Origin of the sequence: Neobacillus niacini (genome assembly GCF_046591715.1) — a bacterium.
Taxonomy (GTDB): domain Bacteria; phylum Bacillota; class Bacilli; order Bacillales; family Cytobacillaceae; genus Neobacillus; species Neobacillus niacini_L.
The window spans coordinates 1-19,548 of sequence record NZ_JAWVNQ010000006.1 but is presented as its reverse complement, the minus strand read 5'-3'; the positions used below and the strand labels follow the sequence as shown (position 1 = coordinate 19,548).

General features: G+C 37.9%; 18 protein-coding genes. 5 read left to right on the top strand and 13 right to left on the bottom strand.

All coding sequences use genetic code 11. The annotated features are described in order from the left end of the window. Nucleotides 1–25: 25 nt before the first annotated feature. The 3 genes from SFC47_RS15980 to SFC47_RS15970 all read right to left on the bottom strand — a co-directional run bounded on the left by SFC47_RS15980 (nucleotide 26) and on the right by SFC47_RS15970 (nucleotide 2,998). The gene (locus tag SFC47_RS15980; RefSeq protein WP_411255304.1) at nucleotides 26–700 is read right to left on the bottom strand and encodes a uracil-DNA glycosylase; all 675 of its coding nucleotides are present in this window, start codon (nucleotides 698–700) and stop codon (nucleotides 26–28) included. Between the two features lie 77 nt (nucleotides 701–777). Continuing rightward, nucleotides 778–972, bottom strand: a complete 195-nt coding sequence (locus tag SFC47_RS15975) for a hypothetical protein (RefSeq protein ID WP_411255303.1) — start codon at nucleotides 970–972, stop codon at nucleotides 778–780. Then, the gene (locus tag SFC47_RS15970; RefSeq protein WP_411255302.1) at nucleotides 947–2,998 is read right to left on the bottom strand and encodes a glycosyltransferase; all 2,052 of its coding nucleotides are present in this window, start codon (nucleotides 2,996–2,998) and stop codon (nucleotides 947–949) included. The genes SFC47_RS15975 and SFC47_RS15970 overlap by 26 nt, the downstream gene beginning before the upstream one ends. 188 nt (nucleotides 2,999–3,186) lie before the next feature. Here SFC47_RS15970 and rfbF point away from each other — a divergent pair, with 188 nt between their 5' ends. Genes rfbF through SFC47_RS15945 form a run of 5 tightly spaced genes read left to right on the top strand, consistent with a single transcriptional unit; the run spans nucleotide 3,187 to nucleotide 7,406 of the window. Further along, on the top strand, nucleotides 3,187–3,963 hold the full coding sequence (gene rfbF / locus SFC47_RS15965; RefSeq protein ID WP_411255301.1) for a glucose-1-phosphate cytidylyltransferase: 777 nt from the start codon (nucleotides 3,187–3,189) through the stop codon (nucleotides 3,961–3,963). 4 nt (nucleotides 3,964–3,967) lie between these two features. Next, a complete protein-coding gene (gene rfbG / locus SFC47_RS15960) occupies nucleotides 3,968–5,077 on the top strand; it encodes a CDP-glucose 4,6-dehydratase (protein WP_411255300.1) in 1,110 nt (369 codons plus the stop codon). Beyond that, a complete protein-coding gene (locus tag SFC47_RS15955) occupies nucleotides 5,070–6,014 on the top strand; it encodes an NAD-dependent epimerase/dehydratase family protein (protein WP_411255299.1) in 945 nt (314 codons plus the stop codon). The genes rfbG and SFC47_RS15955 overlap by 8 nt, the downstream gene beginning before the upstream one ends. Then, complete coding sequence (locus tag SFC47_RS15950) at nucleotides 6,011–6,586, top strand: P-loop nucleotide/nucleoside kinase family protein (protein ID WP_411255298.1); 576 nt, start codon at nucleotides 6,011–6,013, stop codon at nucleotides 6,584–6,586. Before SFC47_RS15955 ends, SFC47_RS15950 begins: the two co-directional genes overlap by 4 nt. 37 nt (nucleotides 6,587–6,623) lie before the next feature. Next, on the top strand, nucleotides 6,624–7,406 hold the full coding sequence (locus SFC47_RS15945; protein ID WP_411255297.1) for a helix-turn-helix domain-containing protein: 783 nt from the start codon (nucleotides 6,624–6,626) through the stop codon (nucleotides 7,404–7,406). 340 nt (nucleotides 7,407–7,746) lie between these two features. Here SFC47_RS15945 and SFC47_RS15940 read toward each other — a convergent pair whose 3' ends face one another. The 10 genes from SFC47_RS15940 to SFC47_RS15895 form a co-directional block, all read right to left on the bottom strand. Further along, the gene (locus tag SFC47_RS15940; RefSeq protein WP_411255296.1) at nucleotides 7,747–8,871 is read right to left on the bottom strand and encodes a GerAB/ArcD/ProY family transporter; all 1,125 of its coding nucleotides are present in this window, start codon (nucleotides 8,869–8,871) and stop codon (nucleotides 7,747–7,749) included. An 18-nt stretch (nucleotides 8,872–8,889) separates the two neighbouring features. After that, complete coding sequence (locus SFC47_RS15935; protein ID WP_411255295.1) at nucleotides 8,890–9,993, bottom strand: Ger(x)C family spore germination protein; 1,104 nt, start codon at nucleotides 9,991–9,993, stop codon at nucleotides 8,890–8,892. 22 nt (nucleotides 9,994–10,015) lie between these two features. Continuing rightward, nucleotides 10,016–11,536 carry a spore germination protein gene (locus SFC47_RS15930; RefSeq protein WP_411255294.1) on the bottom strand — a complete coding sequence of 507 codons (1,521 nt, stop codon included), beginning with the start codon at nucleotides 11,534–11,536 and terminating at the stop codon, nucleotides 10,016–10,018. A 380-nt stretch (nucleotides 11,537–11,916) separates the two neighbouring features. Continuing rightward, nucleotides 11,917–13,014: a sensor histidine kinase gene (locus tag SFC47_RS15925; RefSeq protein WP_411255293.1), complete on the bottom strand. Its 1,098-nt coding sequence runs from the start codon at nucleotides 13,012–13,014 to the stop codon at nucleotides 11,917–11,919. After that, entirely contained in the window at nucleotides 13,011–13,691 is a 681-nt protein-coding gene (locus SFC47_RS15920; RefSeq protein ID WP_411255292.1) for a response regulator transcription factor, read from the bottom strand. Before SFC47_RS15920 ends, SFC47_RS15925 begins: the two co-directional genes overlap by 4 nt. Nucleotides 13,692–13,781: 90 nt before the next feature. Further along, the gene (locus SFC47_RS15915; RefSeq protein WP_411255291.1) at nucleotides 13,782–14,597 is read right to left on the bottom strand and encodes an ABC transporter permease; all 816 of its coding nucleotides are present in this window, start codon (nucleotides 14,595–14,597) and stop codon (nucleotides 13,782–13,784) included. Continuing rightward, nucleotides 14,597–15,610: an ATP-binding cassette domain-containing protein gene (locus SFC47_RS15910; protein WP_411255290.1), complete on the bottom strand. Its 1,014-nt coding sequence runs from the start codon at nucleotides 15,608–15,610 to the stop codon at nucleotides 14,597–14,599. Before SFC47_RS15910 ends, SFC47_RS15915 begins: the two co-directional genes overlap by 1 nt. 184 nt (nucleotides 15,611–15,794) lie before the next feature. Further along, the gene (locus SFC47_RS15905; RefSeq protein ID WP_411255289.1) at nucleotides 15,795–16,445 is read right to left on the bottom strand and encodes a FusB/FusC family EF-G-binding protein; all 651 of its coding nucleotides are present in this window, start codon (nucleotides 16,443–16,445) and stop codon (nucleotides 15,795–15,797) included. Nucleotides 16,446–16,564: 119 nt separating this feature from the next. Further along, a complete protein-coding gene (locus SFC47_RS15900) occupies nucleotides 16,565–16,849 on the bottom strand; it encodes a CD3324 family protein (protein ID WP_411255288.1) in 285 nt (94 codons plus the stop codon). Nucleotides 16,850–17,471: 622 nt separating this feature from the next. Then, on the bottom strand, nucleotides 17,472–19,217 hold the full coding sequence (locus tag SFC47_RS15895; RefSeq protein ID WP_411255287.1) for a GMC family oxidoreductase: 1,746 nt from the start codon (nucleotides 19,215–19,217) through the stop codon (nucleotides 17,472–17,474). Nucleotides 19,218–19,548 lie beyond the last annotated feature (331 nt).

Genomic DNA, 19,548 nt, shown 5'->3' with positions numbered 1-19,548 from the left:
AGCAGGGGCAAGCACAGAGTATTATCTATAAATTTTTTATTTGCCACTCAATCTCCCCACTCCCAATCTCCCTCAAAAACAGATTCGCTTTAGAAAACGGCTTGCTTCCAAAAAAGCCATTATGAGCAGAAAACGGGCTCGGATGAGGAGATTTAATAATATAGTGGTGGGGTGAGGTAATCAACTGCTGCTTCTGCTGGGCGAAATTACCCCACAGGATGAATATGACAGGTGTTTCCCGTTGATTCAATATCTCTATGACTCTATTAGTAAACAACTCCCAGCCTAGACCTTTATGAGAGTTTGCATTTCCAGCCTGGACAGTCAGTACCGCATTTAACATCAATACGCCCTGTTTTGCCCAGTCCACTAGGTAACCATGATTAGGAATCGTGCACCCGATATCGTCCTGCAATTCTTTGTAAATATTGCGTAAGGATGGAGGAATTTTCACTCCGGGTTTAACCGAGAAACTTAAACCATGAGCTTGTCCAGGGCCATGATAGGGATCCTGGCCAATAATGACGACTTTCGTATCTTTATAAGAAGTGTAATGAAGGGCGTTAAAGATATCGTGTTGGTCCGGATAAATGACCTTTGTTTGATATTCCGCCCGTAGTTTTTCCCTTAATTGTTGGTAATACGTTTTCTCAAATTCCGCCTCCAATAAAGGCGCCCAATCATTTTTAAAAATTGCCATTTCTTTCACTCTCTTTTTAGGATTGTAAATTTCATTATAGGTACATATATCATATCAGAAAAAACGGAGCACTATCTTTATCCACTTCGTTTTTTCATTCTAGCTGCCTTTATTGTCAGGTTCGATTCCGTTCCGTAATCGAATCTGACATTTCTAAAGCGCCATACACAGTTAAAGTCTGAAACAGCCAACCCCATGAGGTTGGCTGTTTCACTCTTATTTACAGTACGGTTCACGACAACATATCTAAATGAGCTTACCCATATTTTCATCAGGCTGTTTTTGTATAGCTTTTTCTAAATCATCGAATGATATTGGATTTTGTGGTGTATAGTCAGGTGAATTGTATGGGAAGGAGGTAGGTGTTTTTTTTAGCAGACCCTTTCTTTTCAGTTCGGTGAATAACTGCTTTAGTGTGCGTAAATACGGGTAATAAATGTTAAACAGGATTGGGTCTGTAAATGAAAGGGGTTCTAATTCCCACAAATCAAATTTACTATCTTTCACCGTCCGCAAACTGCCGAAGTGATAGCAGACCAATTCATGGTTATTTATTTGAACAGTCCCCTCCTTAAAAGTAATATTTTGGCCTTCTTTCATGACCACATTCCATGGGGCAGTATTGATACCTTCGTGTTTAATAATTTTGATATTGGAGAACAGGTTTGGTATGCTGTTCAAATATTTTTGGTCACCCCAGCGATGGCCATCGAAAGAGTCGTAGCACCATTCAAGGCATCTTTGTTTCCACCAATTAAGGATTTTCTGACTATTCCTCTCTTGTTTAAATCCAATAAGCCCCGCTTGATAAATACCATAACGATTCTCAACAAGTTCAGTACTCCGTTGTGGAGTTAGAAAAATGGAGTATTTAGCCCATTCATCAAAAATAGGCTGAGGACTTGAAAAGAAATACATATCGGCATCACAATAAATCAGATGATCAATTTCTTTATATTGATCAAGAATATATTGAGTAAACGGGGCCTTCATGGACCAGCAACATTCTTTTAGTCCACGATCATGATTAATCGTGGATAGGATGTTACCATCTACTTCCTCCACGTGAAGAACAGTAGCATGATCAAGATGAAGGTTAGTTAGGATCTGATAACTTTCCTGATCCATACTGCAAATCCATAGATGGAAAGATCCGGCGGTCTGCTGAACTAAGGATTGATAAAGCGCAAGCCCCTTTAATATATATTCCTTGCTCATGATGGTGGCGAAACAATAAAAGTGATCACTCTCATCCATTTTTTTACGAAAATTAGAGTATTTATAATAGGTTTTTGCTTGGATAGTATCCTTGGTCGAATAAAAACTTGTCATATCGATTCCTTTAGCTTTCATTACTTGTATGGATTCTCTTATTCTTTCAATATATGGCTGATATATATATTTCTTATGTTCTCGGCTCATTTTTATGCTGTCGAGTGACCATAAATCATATTCATCAGGATTAAATATCGAAAGACAGGCAAAGTGATAAGCGACAAGAGGATCTTTTTCAATCAAGATTCCTTGATTCTGTTTCTGAATATTAAAGTTATTGTTGTAAATACAATTCCATGGGGCAGCGTTAATACCTAAATGATTTGAAATCTTTATGTTTGAAAATAACGCTGGAAACTTATCTAAATATTTTTGGTCCCCAAATCGATGATTATCCGGTTCTGCTGAACACCATTCTTCACATCTTTTACGCCACCAATTTAGGCTTTTGAGACCATTTTCATCGTTCCGAAAACCGATTAACCCTGCTTGGTATTTCCCATATTTCTCTTCCACCCAGTCCAAATCGCGTTGAGGACATAAATATATAGAAGCATCTCCCCATTCATTAAAAATTTCGATTGGGTTAGAAAAAAAGGATAAGTCCCCGTCACAATATAGAATGGACTGAAGTTGATACGTTGTAAGCAAGTAATGGACTAATGGTGCTTTTAACGTCCAGCAATATTCATTCTGCTTCCGTTGTTTCCGAAGTTTTCGTAAGGTAGTGTCTTCGAATTGTTCTACATAGAATAGAACCATTTGCTCAAGATTTAACTTTTTCAAAGTCTCATAAGCTAGTGAATCGATACAGCAAACCCAAAGTTTAAACTTAGAAGAATTTAATCGAAGGGATTCATATAAAGCTACTACTTTTATTGTATAATCCCTACTGGCTATGACGCAGAAATGTAAAAGGTCATCATTATCTGTCACGTTTCCAATCACCTCCGTGTTAATAAGTCCCCAGTTAAAAAGCGGGTAGTTGAATTGAACATAACGAATCGTACTAGACAGTTCCACTGGATATCTCCTTCCTTCCATATTAGTCCTGATAACTTATGAAATTTAATAGGAATGGTTCTGGTCTAAAGTAATAGATTATCCAAATCCTGCAGGGATGTGGCAACTTGCCACAATTTGCAATTTGTCCAAACGCTAAGCAAATGAATACATAAACTATTCTGGAATAAAAAAGGAGGGATATAACAATGAAAGTTGTCATATTAGCAGGAGGCTTCGGAACTCGATTGAGTGAAGAAACCATCTTGAAGCCCAAGCCACTGGTCGAAATCGGTAATATGCCGATACTATGGCATATCATGAAAATCTATTCGTCCTATGGCTTTAATGAATTCATCATTTGTCTGGGCTATAAAGGGCGAATGATTAAAGAGTATTTTATGAACTATAGCTTAAGTCAAGCGGATGTGACCATCGATTTATCCAAAGAGACACAGTCATTTGTGATTGAAAAAAATTTTATCGAGCCATGGAAAATAACATTTGTAGAAACTGGACTCGAAACGATGACAGGCGGAAGAGTGAAAAGAATTCAACCTTATATAGGAAATCAAACGTTTATGCTCACTTACGGTGATGGCCTTTCTAATGTAGATATTTTAGCACTGGTAGAATTTCACAAATCTCATAGAAAAATGGCCACCTTAACAGCTGTTCAGCCTGAGGGACGATTTGGTTCGTTAGAGATTGATGCGAACAACACGATCAACAACTTTATTGAAAAACCACAGGGAGATGGCAACTGGGTCAACGGAGGTTTCTTTGTACTAGAGCCATCTGTATTTGATTACATTGACGGTGATCAGTCTGTATTTGAAACCGATGTATTACCAAAAATCGCGAAGGGGAATCAATTAGTTGCTCATAAACATCGTGGGTTCTGGAAACCAATGGACTCACTGAATGACCGTAAACAATTAGAGAGCCTTTGGAATACTGGAAATCCACCATGGAAGGTGTGGTAAAGGAATGGTGAATCAATCTTTTTGGCAAGGGAAAAGAGTTTTCCTAACTGGCCATACAGGATTTAAAGGTGCCTGGTTAAGCTTATGGTTATCACAATTGGGTGCAAAGGTAACAGGATATGCGTTAGACCCAGCCACGACTCCTAATTTATTTGAACTATTGCAACTAAATAAAGTAGTAGATTCACATATTGGTGATATTAATGATGCAGCCAACCTATTCCGTGTACTAGATGAAGCGAATCCAGATATTGTGATTCATATGGCAGCTCAACCTTTTGTGGGGGAATCCTACAGAGATCCTGTCGGCACCTTCCAAACGAATATAGTAGGAACAGTAAATTTGCTTGAGGCTATTCGAAAAGCCAATCAAAAAGGTGCCAAGATTAAAGTCGTTCTTAATGTAACAACGGACAAATGCTATGAAAATGTAGAATCAATCTGGGGTTATCGAGAAACAGATCCGTTAGGAGGCAAAGACCCTTATTCAGTTAGTAAAGCTTGCTCCGAATTAGTAACAAAATCTTATCGTGATTCATTCTTTCATCCATTAAAAATAGCCGAGCACGGGGTCGCCATTGCCTCTGCCCGTGCAGGAAATGTCATTGGTGGAGGTGATTGGTCATCCGAACGACTCATTCCTCAATGTATTGATTCCCTAATGGCGAACAAGCCTATTTTTCTAAGACGTCCTAATGCCATCAGACCATGGCAACATGTAGTAGAGCCTTTAAGCGGCTATTTACAATTAGTTGAAAAATTATATGAAGAAGGAGCTGCGTACACATCTGCGTGGAATTTCGGTCCGGATTTTGCAGATTGCCGACCTGTACGTGAAATTGTTGAGAAGCTGATAAGCATCTGGGGAGGGCAACTGAAATTAGAAAAATACGAGCAGCCATTGTATCCAGAGTCGGATCTTCTCCTGTTAGATTGTACAAAATCAAAGAGCCAGCTAAGCTGGCATCCTGTGTGGAGGGTAGATCAAGCAATAGAGAAAATAGTGGAATGGCATAGAGCATATGAGAAAAATGAGGACATGCTTAAAATTTCTATTCAGCAGCTTGAACAATTTATGCTGGACCAAAATGTAAGGTGTCATTCACATGGATAAAAAGTTAGCGAATCTTCGAGTTTTCGTAACGGGAGCTACCGGGTATATAGGCTCCTTTCTGGCAAAGAGGTTGCTTGAAGAAGGTTGTACGGTCCATATTCTAGTAAGAAACACCTCTAATCTCAAACTGATTAATCCAATCATTGACAACCTTTTTGTCCATGTTTATGATGGCAGCTATGAATCAATTGACCGTGCTATTCAAAAAGCACGGCCTGACCTTGTCTTTCATTTATCATCCTTTGCCTCGATCACGATTCAGACTAGTGACATTGAAAATATGATTAGCAGCAACATACTGCTAGGTACGTTTCTTGCAGAAGCAATGAGCAAACATCGAGTCACTAAAATCATCAACACAAGCTCCTATTCTCAGCATTATAACCAACAAGAATATCTACCTAATAGTCTATACGCAGCAACGAAGCAAGCTTTTGAAGATATCCTCCTTTATTACGCTCATTTCCATAGTTTCAATGTCATAAACCTTGTTTTATTTGATAACTTTGGACCGAATGACCCTAGAAATAAAATCATGAATTTATTATTCCGAGCACTGAAGAATGGAAATGTACTGTCGATGTCGCCTGGAGAGCAGTTCTTAGACCTTTTATATATTGATAACGTGATTGATGCCTATATGATAGCGGCCTCCCGCTTAATGGATGGCAAAGGAAAAAACGTTGAAAGATTCGCGGTTCGTAGTAGTAAACCTATTCAGCTAAAGGAACTGGTTCAACTTATTGAAAAAATATCCGATAAGAAGATTTCGGTAAGATGGGGCGACCTAGAGTATCGACCTGGAGAAATAATGATTCCCTGGTCTAAAGGGGAAATCCTGCCAGGCTGGAGCCCCAGCATCTCGTTGGAGCAAGGAATTTCATTATACCTTCAAGATGACTCCAAAAATCAACAGAGAAAGGAAGAAGGCGAATGAGAAAAAAGGTTGTTCTTATTAGTGGCCCTTCCGGAGCAGGAAAGTCCACACTAAGATTAAAGTTAAGAAAACAGTTAGGTGAAAGACTAAATTTCAAGGTGGCAGGAATCGATATTGATGACGTTTACTGCTTTGTTGATCCTTTATTTGCCGCTCCTAACTACATGGAACTATGGCAATTAGCGCGGCGGAATTCAGGATACCTTACAAATATATTACTGCAAAGTGAGATGGACGTAGTATTTGTTTTCGGAAATACCATTTTCTCAAAAGAACAAGTAATGGAAGTCTTACACGAAATCGAATTGAATTCTGATATTACTATTTTTCATATCTCACTTAATCCAAAACGTGAGGCACTTGAGGCAAGGTTGAAGGCTAGACAGTACTCTGTCCCAAAATGGCTGGATTCGCATTTAGAAGAGAGAAAAAAACATTTAACAGAAGATTGGACAACCTTATTAGATACTACTTCTCTAACACCGGAAGAAACACTCGAATCCATTTATCACTTAATTGCGAAAGAAGAAAATCTCATGAAGATATTTACAAAAAATAACAGGTCGAACTAATTTTTAGTAGTTTGCCACCATAAATTTGGAGGTGCAAATGAAGAGAAAGTGGTTAATTAAGCTAAGAAAATTAAAAAATATGACTCAAAAGGAAGTTTCAATGATTACCTTTATCGATCGGTCCTATTACACACAAATCGAAAATGGCAAAAGAACGCCAAGTATTGCCGTAGCGAAGGCGATTGCAGAGGCATTAGAATTTGACCCTTTGTTATTCTTTTATGAAAATATCAAAGGTGAATATCAACAAGACCCTTTACCGGATACATTAAAAATTTCAGAGATCCTCAAAAAGGAAAATAATAGTCAAATCCTCTATTTAACCTCAAACTTCGAAAATTATTTTGAACATGTCATTACTTTCATTTTAATCGCCTATGAGAAAGGCAATCATTATATAGTATTTGATTCTGAAAGTAACCTGCGCCAGATAAAACAAAAACTGAAGTTCATTTTTCCTGAAGATGATTTCATGGAGCATATTCATTATATTAATCATGCAACTAACCAAGAAGAAATAGACGTAATAATGTCATCTTTAATCACGAATCTTAGAAAAGATGCTTCACTATTAATCTGGGGACGAATATTACACGATTCCACAATTGACCAGACTAAATTAACAGAAACAATTAATCTATTAAAAGGCAGAAATATACTATTTACTTGTGTGTATGATTCATCCTTACTATCAGCTTATACACAACTTGAGTTAATGAGATCCTATCCTTTTCTCATGACAGATCATGAATTAGTCCGTTCACCTTTATTTAAGAGGAAGGACAATACAGATTTATTTCCACAGTTGTTTATTCAGTGAAAATCCAGTACATGCGGTAAAAGATAGCCTAGGTTAAGTTTAAAATGTAAGGTTCGCTTTTGTTCCGTATTACCATCTGACATTTTTGTGTGCCTTACACAGCTAAAGATTGAAAAAGCCAACTCCATTGAGGTTGGCGTTTTCAATCTTAATTACAGTAAGGTTCACAAATTTTTCTATTTGAGGCTTTTAAATTGTTCATCCAAAGGGACTAATTTTACAAATAGTTCCTCCTTGTGGCGTAAATTTAAATATTAAATTGATCCATACTTGGTACATAAGCTAGCCATTCCGTCTTTCGACAGTACACAAACCGTTCGCTGATAGCATTCACGGTAATCTACACCGCTTCATTTTGATTTTTGTCAGATTTTCGTTTTCCTATCATCGATTTGACTAAACTTAAAATAAACAAAAGAGGTATATAGCCGTATATAAAGCATAGGCCGACATAACGAACAGCCGTTTCCAGAATTTGCTTTATTAGGATATCTTCCGCATTACTAGAGAATAAAAAGTAGCTGCCTACAAAAATAAAAAGGATAAAAGTTGGCTTTAGTCTTGTAAAGGTAAGTTTTACGATTCGGACAGAGGACCATAAATAGGTACAGAAAGCTGGGATAATCACTAATAACCACGTAAAGATAAAAATAATCTCAAACCGTTCTAGAAATGGTATTCGGATAATTTTAATCATCGTCAAAGTCGGCCATGCTAAATGGTGAAGTTTAGCTTGTGTGAAGTATGTAAAGGTTAAAATCGTGATAATCAGGTATAAGAATGTAGTGTAGAGTAGACCTAGTTGACCCCACTTTTTAGCCTTCATCCCATTTTTAATAAAAGGAAAATACACCAACATCGTTTCGAATCCCAAAAACATGAATCCACTTTCCTTCGCTGAGATCATGTATTCCTCGAAACGATGAGTAAAGAACGGCATTATGTAAGTAATATGAGCAAATTTAAATAGATACACAAACATTAATAGCAAAAAACTAGGAATGATTACTCCCCAGAATGCAATCCCGGCAACAAAACGAAATCCGCCAGAATTGATATAGTAAATACAAATACAAATCAATAGAGCGAATTCCCAAGACCCAATTCCATCAAACACCCATATTTGAAGGATATCAATATACGACTGGACAGCAACTAACCCAATTAGAAAGAAATAGATGGCAGCTATGATGTTCATAAAACCGCCAGCCACTTTCCCAAAGATATCGGTATGAAATGATACCAGGTCCCCCCGACTAGAATTCCTTAGAATATGTAGCATCATAAGGAAAATAATCTGCAAGCTGAGCCCTACTGCCAATACCGAAATCCAAGCGTCCTGCCCTGCTCCTTTGATAATTTGAGATTGAAACTTTAATACTCCGATTCCTGTTTGCGACGCATGAATGAGGAAAAACAGGAAATAGGGTGACACCATTGCATTTTCTTTAATCTTTGATTTCATCCAAATCACCCTTATTCGTTAAACATTGAGACCAGCATTGATGATTTCTAAATGAACTTCTACATTTATAGGGAAACTAGGGTACATTTCATAAAACTCATTTTTATCCCATACCCGACTTTGGGACCTCACAATATTCCCAATGCCTAGTGGATCAACTTGATTTTTTTTTAAGGTTATAAAAAGATCTTCCACCTTCTTTTTCACTTCACCCACAATTAATTTTCTTAACAGTTCCTTATCTTTTTCTTTTGATAACTGAATCCAATCAGGATATTGAGTGACTGTCCAATCAAGATTTAAATTGAGATTTAACTCAGTTTGATTTTGCCTGCTATCAACCAGACTCCATTTTTGAGTACTTTTGAAACTGCGGACAATTATAATTCCTTTCCTGTCCTTATGCTCTACTTCCATTTTTAAAGATCCTTCGACTCTTCTATCTTTTAGGACAGAAAAAATCATCGTTTTTTCCTCATTTAAGCGTAATTTCAGCTTGTCACCCTTAAAGATCCCAATGCCTTTGACCCTGACTTTCTTTCGGTTATCCAACGTAATGATCGGTAAAAAAGCGTCCATTCCTTCATCATAGTAGTGATTTAAAAAGATATGAAGATCTATTTCCGGCAAGTATTGCCTGGTTATATTATGTTGAATAATATCGATTAAGTTTAACGAATCCCCCTTACTGAAATCCTTTAGAATATGTGCTGCGGATTGTTCAGAAATGGCTAATTGAGCCCTAGTTCCAATTTCAGGGGTGATAATTAATCGTTCTACCATATTATCTATACCTGATTCAGCATACTTCTTTCCTAAAACGAGCACTCTTAGTTTTGCCAGCTTAACTGGAGTATCGGTATGTTTATTTAATTCCTGGTAAAGCAAATTGGGGACAACTGCTTTTTCCGTAATGATTTGGATATCATCTACATTCTTACTTTTTGTGTAATTAGGATAGAGTGCTGTTCCAATCAATTGTTTATCTTCGCCGATATCAAATCCCAATACGTGTACCAGGCTTAACTTATCAATTGTTCTTACTCTCGTGCATCCCCAAAGGCTGAGGCTACATAGGCAAATTAAAAATAGGATGATTAAACTGTTACGCTTATCTATCATTAATCTCAACCCTTGTCAGTTGTTATTCGGTATTAAGACCTTCCTCCGGATCTTGATTATTCTTTGGTTCAAACATCTTCCGGGTTATAGTCCTTAGAAACGAAGGACGCTTATCACTAAATGAAAATGGCATCCTGGTAAATGATTGCAAAAATCCACCTTTTCTATAGGGAAATAAAGGGACCATGTAGGGACTGCCTAATGATTTAAGGCGCATCAAATGTCCAATTAATAAAATTAAACCAATATAAATACCGAATCCCCCATAAAAAGCAGCGAGGACAATAAAAGGATATCTTAGGATTCTAACTGCATTGGACATCTTGTAGATTGGGGTCGTAAAAGACGATAGTGCTGATAATGCAACGATGATTAATAATATATTACTGGTTAACGCCGCTTCAACAGTTGCCTGGCCAATAACAATTCCCCCGACAATACCGAGTGTCTGGCCGATTTTCGTTGGCAGCCTGGCACCTGCTTCTCTTAAAAATTCAATCGTAAATTCTAAAAATAAAACTTCAATTACAGGAGGGAAAGGAACATTGGCCCTTGAATAAACGATAGGTCCCAATAAATCCTTAGGTACAACCTCATAATGATACGTTAAGATCGCTACATAAAAAGGAGTCGCAAATATTGAAAACAACATACCAGTGATTCGTATGAATTTAAAAATGGTGCCCACAAGCCAAGGAAGATAATAATCCTCTGGTGATGAAAAAAAATCCATTAGATTAGATGGCCCTGTTATCACATAGCATGATTTATCGCTTACGATAGCCACTTGACCTTGTACCAAGGCAAAAATTGCTCTGTCTACTCTTTCAGTTGTGATAAATAAAGGAAAAGGAGTGTTGGCGTGATCAGAGATTAATTGTTCCAATCGGGTGTTATCATATACTACATCAATATCAAGATCGCCTATCCGTTGTCTTGCTGTTTTAACATATTCCGGATTGGTGACTCCCTCTAGATAGGCAATCACGACCTTCGTTTTCGATCTTGTTCCAACCACAATCTCCTCAAATATGAGATCGGAGGTTACGAGCCCGCGTCTTATTAGATGAAGATTCGTAGTTATGTCCTCAATAAATCCTGTTTTAGGACCAATCACGCTAAATTCATTTTCCGTATCATTGGTTTCTCGATTACCAAAACGTGAATTATCCATGTTTATCAAGGCAAATTCTTCAGGGGTATCTGTTAATTGAATAATGGCATGACCTTGATGGAGACTATTTTTCACTTCATTAGCATCACTTGACAGTTTAATACTTTCAATCGGAATAATGTTTTTTATATCGGTAAGGACTTTTATCGAATCTATTTTTTCTATCAGGGAAGGAAGAATAGTTTCATGAAGTAAATTCATATCAATTAAAGTCGCATAAAAACTAATTCGAATACGATTATCGGTCTCAATCGGATAAAAACTAGTAAAGTCGCTGGACTTTTTTGCCTTTTCCAGAACCTTATCAATCGTTTCTTCCCTTGTATCATAGTTCAGTTGTTTTATCTGCTTTATTCTTTTTTTGAACATCTAACCACCAAATTCTACCTAAATTGAACAACCTATTCGTCTTAATATGTTTCTTCCAGGAAGGTTTTACTATTCGTAATCACTTGGAAAACTCCCGTTTTTTTTTTGAATTTTTAGTAGCAGATGGACGGAATTCGGGGACTGCAAAGCCGGTTAACTGCTTTAAATAAGACCAACTCCAACAATTTGGGTTCAATAAATTTTTTCAAAATAAAAAGTACCCGAAAGTCGGGCACAATTGTGGAAGATCATTAAGTCTAATTCCTCGGAAAAAGTTAGAGGAATTAGATTTTTTTATCTCTCCAAACCTAAATAATTGAGTAACACTTTCTATTAAACCTCTCCTGATCCTCCAAAGGGAATTCACAAATTCAACACCTTTAATTCACAGGATTCTCATCCAAGATATTTTCACTTAAGGTAACCGTAAACTCGGTTCCTGCCCCGAACTCGCTTTGCACTCGAATATCACCCTTGTGCAAATCGATTATTTTTTTGACGATGGATAGCCCGAGCCCATTGCCTCCAGCCATCCGATTCCTAGATTGATCTGCCTTATAAAAACGTTCAAAAATATGCATGAGTGTATCTTTTTCGATACCTATTCCTGTATCCCGAATTTTTACGATTATGCTGTCTTCCCCTGATTTAAACGCAGCGATTGAAATGGTTCCTCCTTGTGGCGTAAATTTAATACTATTATGAAGTAAATTAATCCATACTTGGTCCATAAGCTCTTCATCTGCTGTTATTGTTACTTTATCCAGTGAAATATCCATGTTGATTTTTTTCTCCATCCACTGAGGCTCGTTGGCCAGTATAATCCGGCGAAGCTGATAATCAAGCCGATAACTTTTTCGATCAAGTGATAGATGCTCGGACTCTAAGGAGGTGAGTTTCAAAAGATTTTCACTCAATTTGGATAGTCGTTTGCTTTCCGTCTCAATTATCTCTAAGTAATGTCTGCGTTCTTCCGGTTTCAGGTCTTCATTCTTCAGTGCATGAGCAAAGCCACTGATGGAAGTAAGGGGGGACTGAATTTCATGGGAAACATTCGAGATAAACTCCTGTCGCATTTCTTCCATTTCTCCCAGCTTAGCTGCCATTAGTTTAATGTTTTCAACAATTTGATAGTAAGGATGATGCTTATCCTGTTCGCGAAACTGGTTTGAATAAAAGGAAAGATCCACATTAAAGTTTCCTTCTGCGATCATCTTCATGGCTTGAATAATCGGATATAAGTGTTGATTTTGTTTTGACCTTACTAAAGGAATTCTTGACAGTAGAAACATAAAGCAAAAAAACAAAGAGAATCCCAAAAACGAGTTGATCAGTTGTCTTATTATTTCATCGGGAAAGTAGTGTATTTCTTTATAGAGCAATGTTGTTAACCAGTAAGCAAGGGACCAAGCTAATAATAGACTACTTGCCACTGCAATCATGCCGCCTATTCGTTTAACATACTTAATTAACTTCAACTTCTTTCCTCCAGCCGATAGCCCAGGCCGCGAATGGTTGTGATTTTGAATGGGCAATCCTCTTGTGAAAATCGTTGACGCAGCCGTTTGATATGAACATCGACCGTCCGTTCATCTCCCTCATAATCAAAGCCCCAAATATCCTCGATTAATTGTTCCCTTGAAAACGTTTTTTGCTGATGGGTGGCGAGCTTAAACAATAGTTCAAATTCTTTCAATGGCAAGGTAATCCGCTCCGTCCCTGCCAATACGGTATGGGACGAACGGTCAATGACCACATTTCCAATCGTAATTTGATTAGCCGCCGTAACTTGATAACGTTTAAGAAGAACTTTTACTCGTGCCACTAGCTCAGCTGCATCAAAGGGTTTGACCAAATAATCATCTGCACCCAGGTCAAAGCCTTTTACTTTTTGGGCCGTTTCCCCTTTTGCCGTTAACATTAATATAGGAAGAATATCGGAATAATACCTTCGAACCTCTTGGCAAAATGACCATCCGTCCATATTTGGCATCATAATATCAAGAATAATTAAATCAATTCTTTCTGCTTCCAGTAATGATAGTGCCTCTTTTCCATCCGATGCTTCTATAATTGTGAACCCTTCTTTAGAAAGAATGACACCAATTAATTCTCTAATATGCGAATCATCATCGACCACTAATATTTTTGCCATAGAATCATTCCTTTTTCATAATTAAAGGGAATCGCCCTGACAATGGCGATTCTATCAGTTTCTATTCTACAACATTACTAGCATTGTTCACTATGCATGCCGCATGTAGGCACGAACTGTAATCGGTGCAAAAATCGCTACGATAATAGCAGCACCACCGAGTGAAATAACTAGATCCCAGCCCATTGTTCCAGAATTGGCTAATTCTCTGACGGCCGTAACTAAATGTGAGATTGGATTCATTTTTACGAACCATTGCAGCCAGTTAGGCATGGTATCAGCCGGTACAAATGCATTTGAGAGAAACGTCAAAGGAAAGAGGATAAGCATCGAAATTCCTTGTACACTTGATGCCGTACGTGCAATGACTCCAAAAAAGGCAAAAATCCAGCTCATTGCCCATGAACAAGCAATGACAAGCAGTCCAGCAATGACAACAGAACCTAGTCCTCCCTCAGGACGATAGCCTAATATATATCCCATCGAAAATGTAAGTACTGTTGCAATGGTATAACGAAATGTATCAGCAAGCAAAGCTCCGGCTAACGGTGCAATCCGGGCAATTGGTAAGGACTTAAAGCGGTCAAATACCCCTTTATCCATGTCCTCCCGTAATTGAGTACCCGTGACAATAGAAGTGGTGATCACAGTTTGAACAAGAATCCCTGGAATAATAATCGGTAAATAATTTTGCACATTGCCAGCGATAGCCCCGCCAAAGATATAAGTAAACATTAAAGTGAAAATAATCGGCTGGAACGTCACGTCAAATAGTTGTTCAGGTGTTCGCCGTATTTTCAATAACCCACGATAAGCCATTGTTAATGAATTCTGCACAGTTTGTTTGAAGCTAGTTCTATTTCGCAGCTGAATGTCGGAAACTAGCGTAGAAGATTGCTTCTCCATTAAATAATCCCCCTCTTTTTATGATTCGAATCGGCTTGGCTGTTCTTTTCACCTTCATCTGTAATGGTCAAAAAGACTTCGTCTAAAGATGGTTTCTGCACACTTAACTCAGCCAATTTGATGTCTGCTTCCCGAAGAGCGACTAACAGATCCGTAACTGTATCTGCAGTTGCCATCGGTGCAGTAATCATACCGCCTTCTGGAGAAACAGCTGATTGTACATTTAATACTCGTTCAACAATCCTTCGAGCATTTTGGTTATCCTCTGTGTGTTGAATACTTAAATGCAAAGATGAAGTACCAATTGATTCTTTCAATTCATTTACGGTACCTTCAGCAACGACACTTCCTCGATCAATTACAGCAATTCGATCCGCTAGTTCATCTGCTTCTTGCAGATACTGAGTAGTTAACAATACAGTTGATCCTGATTTTACTAAGCGGCGAATGGTATCCCACATTTGATTTCGTGTACGAGGGTCTAGTCCAGTAGTCGGTTCGTCCAAGAAAATGAGTGGTGGTTGTGCAATTAAACTCGCAGCTAAATCCAGTCGTCTGCGCATCCCCCCTGAGAAATTTTTCAATGGACGTTTTGCAGCTTCCATTAATCCAAATTCCTCAAGTAACTCATTTGCTTTACGTTTTGCCTCCAGACGGCTAAGCCCCAGTAATCGGGAGAAAATGATTAGGTTCTCTGTAGCACTTAGTGACTCATCGACTGAAGCATACTGACCCGTAACGCCAATTAACTGACGAACAATTTGTGCATCCTTCACTACATCATAGCCAAAAATCTTTGCCGAACCCGCATCAGCTCGGAGCAATGTCGCCAGCATTCGAATCGTTGTTGTCTTGCCAGCGCCATTTGGCCCCAGCACACCGTAAATGGAACCAGTCGGCACCATCAAATCCACTCCGTCAACTGCTCGATGATCGCCAAAGGTTTTGACCAGTCCTTGTGCTTCGACTGCGAACTTCGCATTTTCTAATTTCGTTCTATAATTATTTTTCATATGATCCTCCTTGTAATAAACCTAGCTATAGCTGATGTTCGATTACTTTTGGATTATAGACGCCGTTTATGAACTGAATATGAACAAAAAAAGGAGGGTATCTCATTGTGGTTGAGATACCTCCTTTTTGAAAAACTTATCTGTTATAAAAAACTCATTTCCTTATGATACGAGTCCTCGGTTCTTAATTTCCTTGCGAGTCTATTAGAAAAGAAGTTAAGTATTCCACATTGGTTATCTTTTTATTACATTCACTGCTGTCGGCACAAATAAGATTGCCAATGGCCTTGTAATAATCCGGGTTTTTGGGTTTTTTCGCTTTGGTGACAGTAGAGAAGTAGGCTACCTCACCAAAACAATTACAGAAGGAACAAAGATTTTTCTTACTAGTCGCAGTAAATTCACATTCAATGCCGACCAATTTTCCTTCCATTTCATAAACGATAAACTTTTTATTTGACCGCAGGTCGTTCCAGCTTAAATAGGTTAGCTGGCTGCAATCTATGTTTGCTAAATCAGGCAGCTTTAACTTTTTTTGTTTCGGAAACAGCTTTTTGAGCTGCTGCTCTGTAATCTTTGGAAAAGGAAGCAAAAAGGCGGAAAGATGCCGGATATATTGCTCATATTCATGATCTGTTTTAAGTCTGGAAAGATTCAGCAATTCTTGTTGCTCCAAATTTGCGTTTGGAAATAGGTCCAAGATTTTGGCATTGGCTAAGTCAATCACTGCCGCCAAGACGTGTGGGGGTACATTCTTTCTTACGCTGTCCTTAATTAAAGCAATTTGTTTTTTTATAAAATTTAACTGTTCATTTTTAATAAATTTATCGGTCATCTTCTATTTCTCCCATCGTATAGTTACCTGCTATTTTAATAAATGCAGAGAATGAAGAAAATGGATAAATTGATTTAGAAACGTTTTTTACATAAAAAAGCACTGATGATGGATATTCATCAGTGCTTTTCGCCAGCTTTTTTATGTGAATATATAATTTTCTTAATCGTTTCAGGTGAAAGATAATATTCTTCAGCTAGTTGCCGGATACTGCTGCCATTATTATAGGAATCTCTTATCGCAGCATTACGGCGGTCAAGCAGCCGTCGTCCTCCACTTGCGGTTCCCCATTCCCGATATTCCGTTTCCTGCTTAGGTATATAAAGGGTTTCCCCCTGAACATACTTCTGGATTTCCATAATCAGCTTCTCAGGTAGAACTTTATTTGCATTAACATACTTCATATATGCCCGCCCCTTATTTTGATTTTGATAAAAAATAAGGTGCAAAGCCCGAGTATTAGGAAAGCTTATTTTTAGCGATAACTATATGTTTCGCCCCATGCAAAGTATCGCCTTTCCAATAATAGGCTTTGCATGAGTGGAAGAAGTACCAGATAATCTTTTATGATTCTCCATCTGTAAGCACCCCCTTTAAATTTACATTATAGCTTAAGTTACGGATCTATTAAATTACTATTTTTTAAGATAATAAGAGCTCTATCCTCATTTGATTGGTAGAAATAAGTGGAGATATTCCGGTTAATTTCATAATGGAGCTCGTTTCGGGGTAAATAAGCGGAGGTTTTCCGCTTATGCATTGCTAAATTGCCTATTTTCACCTTGTTTTTGGGCAATAGGCGGAATTCTTCCGTTTATTTAGGCTATTTTTAATGATAATTAAAATATAAACGGAATTTCTCCGTCTATTTATTAGATTTGGTCCTTGGCCATCCCAACTAAATCGAAGGCTAGGCATTTACTTATGAGTAACCGGCAATCCCTTTGGTAACAACTTATGTAGAATGCTGTCACACCCTCGAGAAATGTTGCTGCAAGCAAGGAGGTGACAGCCATAACGAACTAATTAATCACTTTCTTCACAATCCTCAGCTACATCATTTTCATTCACATTTAAATCATGGTTATTTTGAATAAAGCGTACTGCATTTAAACCGATCATTTGAGCAGGAATGGAGGTGTTGCCATCTGGTAGGATTGGTGCAATTGAAAGGTCAGCAACTTTAAGATTTTTAACTCCAAATACATTTAGGAATTCATTAACTACCCCGTCTTGAATACTCGTTCCCATTTTACATTGACCTCCAAAATGGTCGAAATTTGTATAAGATGCTCTTGCATAATCTGCAAGCAGATCACGCTTTTCCTGTTCATCTGCTGTATGAAATATATTCTCAGGAGGGTAAACAACCTTATAAATGCCTCCCTCATCTATTTCACGGGCTTTTTCTATAATATTAAATGTCTCAATATACTGGTCAATGACAAAATTTAAGTCATCTGGATTTGCTAACGGGTTAAATTCAATGGATGGATATGCTTCAGGACCGCTATGGGAAGCCAAAATGGTTCCTCTACTCTTTGGATTAAGGTCGGCGATTGCAATACTCATCACATTACTAGGCTGCTCAGGGTTAAACTGCCAGCGATTTGCTAACACTTCTTGGTTCGGGATCAAAAGTGCCACTGGTAACCCTATTAATTGAAGGCGCCGTCCTGGTCCATCCCCCTGTTTAAATGCCCCTAGCGATAGTGGAGAAGGATCGGAGGTTACTACCTGTAAAAGACGGGTTGTTTCTACTTCAACACCCATGCCAACAAAATACTGGGTTTGGAAATTGTGTCCTACATTAGGACTTTCAATCAGTGGTGTGATCCCCGCATTAACTAAATCTGTTGATCGGCCAATTCCAGATCGTTGTAATATGACGGAAGAAAATATACCTGCGGAAACTACGATTCCTTTTCGGGCAAATGACCTTTTCGTCACTCCATCTTTAACAAATTCCACCCCAACCGCTGTGTGCACACCTTTTTTAGTCTGGAATAAGATTTTATTTACCGTTGTTTTTGCGAAAATGACTAACCTTCTTTTCCCTACCCCAAACTCATTAGGATGAAACTCATTTCCTTGTGTAACAATTTGGGCATTTAGGTAACCAGTTGCAGTAGATGAACGTACAAACATATTATTAACTTCTTCTTGAGTAATTTGCCCTTTTAAAAAAGTACAATCTCTTATTCCAGTATTATAGTCTTCTACAATCGGAATCCCCAACACTTCTGATGTGGCCTCAGCAAGAGTTTGAATTAGCCCGTTATTGGGAATGATTTGTTGTCTAATAAAAATAGGGCCCCTTGTTCCCCGTTCACTGGGGCTTTCTGTATCTCCTGTATAGGTTTCATTTTTTATAAATAATGAGCGGATATTTTCATAGCTCCATTGATCCCCAACAAGACTAGCCCACTCATTATAAAGTTCACTGCTTCCTCGTACAGCTGCCATTAAATTATGATGTGAACTTCCTCCAATAACTCTTCCATTTCTCAATCTAAGCTGCCGACCGATATTTCCCTCCGTTTTAGAAAGCATATTAAACGAAAGAGTATTATCATTAGCTCGAAGTTCTGCTACTTCAATGGAAGGATTAGAATTCTCCATATTGGTCCCAGCTTCCAGGACCAGAACTGAAGTTTTTTTGTCATCTGTTAATTCTTTAGCTATTACGCCCCCAGCGGTCCCAGCTCCAATGATAATATAATCAAATTGGAGTTTCTCGTTATCTTTTTTCTTCCCTTTATTTTTCGACAAATTCCTTCATCTCCTTTCATAATATGAGATGAAAATTGGTTGAAAAAGGTGTGGACTAGCATAAGACATAAATAGCCTTTTTTCTACTAATAGGAGGATTTAGAAAAATAGATAGCTTTATAAAATAGTTCTCGAAGGGTGTGGGAGGATTGGAAGAGTCATTGCTGCTAAACTCTAGGATTGGATGAAGTTTTTGCTAGAGATTGGATTTTTCTAGATATTTACTAGGGTATTAAGTTCTTTTAGCGAACAGTGCCAAGCACCATTTGCTTATTTAAATTAGAAGTCTTGCTCTTTGGGTAAACCCTGCGGAAGTAAATAAACGGAGATT